The 3,482-nt window shown below is 64.6% G+C and carries 6 protein-coding genes; 5 read left to right on the top strand and 1 reads right to left on the bottom strand.

Features of this window, described 5'->3' with window-relative positions; translation table 11 throughout:
• Positions 1-605: hypothetical protein (locus VFV09_08635; GenBank protein HEU4867779.1), on the top strand; the 605-nt coding region annotated here is incomplete at its 5' end.
• A 104-nt stretch (positions 606-709) separates the two neighbouring features.
• Complete coding sequence (locus VFV09_08640) at positions 710-973, top strand: hypothetical protein (GenBank protein HEU4867780.1); 264 nt, start codon at positions 710-712, stop codon at positions 971-973.
• Positions 974-982: 9 nt separating this feature from the next.
• On the opposite strand, the gene VFV09_08645 is transcribed toward VFV09_08640, so the two are convergent.
• Positions 983-1,150, bottom strand: coding sequence for a hypothetical protein (locus VFV09_08645; GenBank protein ID HEU4867781.1), 168 nt, complete (start codon positions 1,148-1,150; stop codon positions 983-985).
• 73 nt (positions 1,151-1,223) lie between these two features.
• Here VFV09_08645 and VFV09_08650 point away from each other — a divergent pair, with 73 nt between their 5' ends.
• The 3 genes from VFV09_08650 to VFV09_08660 form a co-directional block, all read left to right on the top strand.
• Complete coding sequence (locus tag VFV09_08650) at positions 1,224-1,367, top strand: hypothetical protein (protein ID HEU4867782.1); 144 nt, start codon at positions 1,224-1,226, stop codon at positions 1,365-1,367.
• A 488-nt stretch (positions 1,368-1,855) separates the two neighbouring features.
• Positions 1,856-2,125: a 30S ribosomal protein S15 gene (gene rpsO, locus VFV09_08655; GenBank protein HEU4867783.1), complete on the top strand. Its 270-nt coding sequence runs from the start codon at positions 1,856-1,858 to the stop codon at positions 2,123-2,125.
• 187 nt (positions 2,126-2,312) lie between these two features.
• Positions 2,313-3,482: polyribonucleotide nucleotidyltransferase (locus VFV09_08660; GenBank protein HEU4867784.1), on the top strand; the 1,170-nt coding region annotated here is incomplete at its 3' end.

Consider the following 3,482-nt stretch of genomic DNA (forward strand, 5'->3'; position numbering starts at 1 on the left):
GCTGTAGCCTCAGGTCCACCGGCGGCTTCGCGGAACCCGTGCAGCTTTCCTGCACCGGACCGGCCGGGGTGGTGCGCTGCCGGACCACCCCCGAAACCGTTACCCCGGCTCCGAACGGCTCGGTTAAGTTCCGCCTCGACGCCAACACAACGCAGGAGGTCAGGAGCTACGTGCTGGTGGTCAACGGAAGCAGTGGAGCCCTGACCGCTACGCACAAAGCCACCTTGAGGTTGGACTTCCTGGGGCCCAACGATTTGTCGCCGCCGGCACCGCCCCCGCCGCCCGCAGGGGCCACCATCCAGGTGACCTGTCCGTCGACCGGCGGCGAACCCATAAGCTCCACCCAGTTTCCGGCCGGCACTATCTGCTTCCTCAAACAGTTGGGCACCGTCTCGGGAGAGGCACAACTTTCCGTCACCTCCTCGGTGCCCGGTGTATACGTCAAGCCGTCCATGATGGTCCCGGGGGATGCGAGTCCACTGGGGGCCCTCTTACCGGTCAGCATCGTGCCTGCCGAGGCAGGCGTCGGAACTCACACGCTGCAGGTAACTGCGACCCTGGGGGGTTACTCGAGCAGCAGTTCCCACACCTTCACCATCACGTAGTCCACAAACCAACAGGGCCGGTGCAACTGCCCACTGAGAAAAATGCTTTGCACTCAGGCGTCCTGGGAAACATCCCTATGTGCGACGGCAGTAGCCGTCGAATCTTGAGAGGAGACCCCGTGGACGACGAGCAGACTTTCCTTGTTGAGGCGCAGAAGGTGCGGGACCAGCAGGTGGCCCAGGAGGGCGGCGGCGAATACCAGCCGGACCCCGCAATTCAGGACGCCATCGACGCCGCGGAAGCCAGTGGGACGGAGCCGGGCAGTGGCGAGCCGGGCTTTATGGGGCTCGGCGGACTGTCGGCCAGTGAGATCGAAGCCCAGAAGCAGGACATCGCTCAGCGAGGGAGCGCCGTCGACACCCCCTAAAGGGAGCCCTTAGTAGGAGTGGCTCCCGCCCCGCCTGTTGCTCACGCTGTGCATGCCTCGCCGGGGCCGGCGGCTCCTGACGTAGAGAAACAACAGGATCGCGCCCGCAACCATCGAGAAGAAGGGCACCAGCGAACCGTCGCTGGCCGCCGGGTCGGCGTCGTCGAGGGCTGCCACCAGGTCTGACGGGGACGGCGTCGGCGACGGGCTCTCCGAAGGAGTGGGGGAGGGCGACGGGCTCGGAGACGGCGTGGGCGACAGCAGGGGATCCGGCGTCGGCGATGCCGAAGTGGATGTCGACGTCGTTCGAGAGGTGGTGGCCGCCTTCCTGGTAGTGGTCGTTCGGGCCGCCGGAGGCGGTGGCGGGGGCGGTGGGACTATGCGTCCGGACTGACCGGGCTGTCCAACGCCGGGTGCCCCGGGCTGCGAGGTTCCGCCCGGACGGCCGCTGCCGCCCGGCGGGGTGGAGCTGCTGCCCGGACTCGAGGTGCAGTTCCCGGTGCAACTGCCGGAACTGCCGGGCGGCCCGTCCAATGGGTTCGAACTCTGACCCTCGCTAACACCTTGACCGCTGGCTTCGCCGGACTGGCCGGGATCGTTACAGGTCATGGGGAAGCACTGGGCGAGAGCCGTGGTGGGGGCCCCACTGAAAAGTACAAGCATCAGAGTGGCGGCGACCAAGAACCTGGACAGCTTGGGGCGAGGCATTGTGCCAGTCTAGGACAACACAAATCCCAGGTCGACCCCCGGTCGCGAATAGTTGACGACCCGATCTCAGGGCGGTTCGCCCTACCCATGCTAAGATCGAACGAACTACCAGCAGTTGCAGGGCATGGTCCCTCGCGTATCGGTAGACATCAGATCTGGACGACAGAAGGTTCTATGGCACTCGACACCACTGGCAAAGCTGAAATCATCGCGGACCACCGCCGGTCCGACACCGACACCGGATCTCCCGAGGTCCAGGTAGCGATCTTCTCCAAGCGGATCGCCGAGTTGACCGACCATCTGCGGACACACAAGTCCGATCACTCCTCACGCCGGGGCCTTCTGCGCCTCGTCGGTCGCCGCAAGCGGCTTCTGGAGTACCTGAAGAATGAGGATGTCGAACGATACCGCTCCCTAATCGAGAGCCTGGGCCTGCGTCGATAGCACCGTTCTTAGAGAAAGAGAGGGCCTTCTAAAACCCTGAATCGCACTCATCCGAGATGCGTTAATCGGGAGGAAGGATCACCTGCCCCAGTTATCAGTTGCGAGCGCTTAACCACCATCGTGAGCTCTCACCACTGACAACTGGTCGAAAAGGCTCCACCTCCCGCAAATCCTTGTGGAGGTACAAATGAGCGGCATACATTCCGTCGAACTTCAAATCGGCGAGCCCGTAGTCAAGTTCGAAACCGGTCGTCTGGCCAAGCTGGCCGACGGCGCAGTCCTGGCCACAATCGGCGAGACCACCATCACCGTGGCCGTGACCGCAGCCAGCAGTGTCCGGGAAGGCACCGACTTCTTCCCCCTGACCGTAGACATCGAAGAGCGGATGTACGCGGCAGGCAAAATCCCCGGCGGGTTCTTCCGTCGTGAGGGCAAGGCATCCGAGAAGGCGACGCTTACCGCCCGCCTGATCGACCGCCCCCTCCGTCCCTGCTTCCCCGACGGTTTCCGCAACGACGTTCACGTCGTGGCCATCGTCAACGGCGTGGACATGGAGAACCCCTACGACATTCTCGCCATCAACGCCGCCTCCGCCGCGCTGATGCTCTCCGGAATCCCCTTCCAGGGCCCGGTCGGCGCAGTGCGCATCGCCCACCTCAAGGGTGAGTGGGTAGCCAACCCCACCTGGGAGCAGGGCGAGCAGGCCACCTTCGAGATGGTCGTGGCCGGCCGCCGCAGCGCCGACGACGGGGTCGACGTGCTGATGGTCGAAGCCGGAGCCACCGAGATCTCGCTTGAGCTGGTAGCCGAGGGCGAAGCGGAGATCACCGAGGCGGTTGTCGCCGACGGCCTCGAGTTCGCCAAGGACGCGATCCTGGACGTCATCGACCTTCAGGAAGACCTGGTCGAGGCAGCCGGCGTAAAGGAGCAGAAGAAGAACTTCATCATCGCCACCGAGGTCGAAGAGGACGTCTACGCCAAGGTCTCCGAGATGGCGAAGGCCGACATCCTGAAGGCCATCACCATCTCCGGCAAGGCCGAGCGTGAGCTCGCCCTCGACGAGATCGGCGCCAAGGTCAAAGAAGACCTGTCCACCGAGTTCGCCGACCGCGCCGGCGAGGTCAAAGCCGCCATCCGCAAGCTCACCAAGAGCCTCATCCGCGGCCGCATCGTCAACGACGGTGTCCGCATCGACGGGCGTGGCCTCACCGACATCCGGGAGATCTCGTGCGAGGTGGGCCTGATCCCCAGGGTCCACGGCACCGGGCTTTTCAACCGGGGCGAGACCCAGGTGCTGTCCACCGTCACGCTGGGCATGTTGAAGATGGAGCAGCAGCTGGACGACCTGGGCATCCAG

The sequence above is a fragment of the Actinomycetota bacterium genome (genome assembly GCA_035759705.1).
In the GTDB taxonomy this organism is placed as follows: domain Bacteria; phylum Actinomycetota; class CADDZG01; order JAHWKV01; family JAHWKV01; genus JAJCYE01.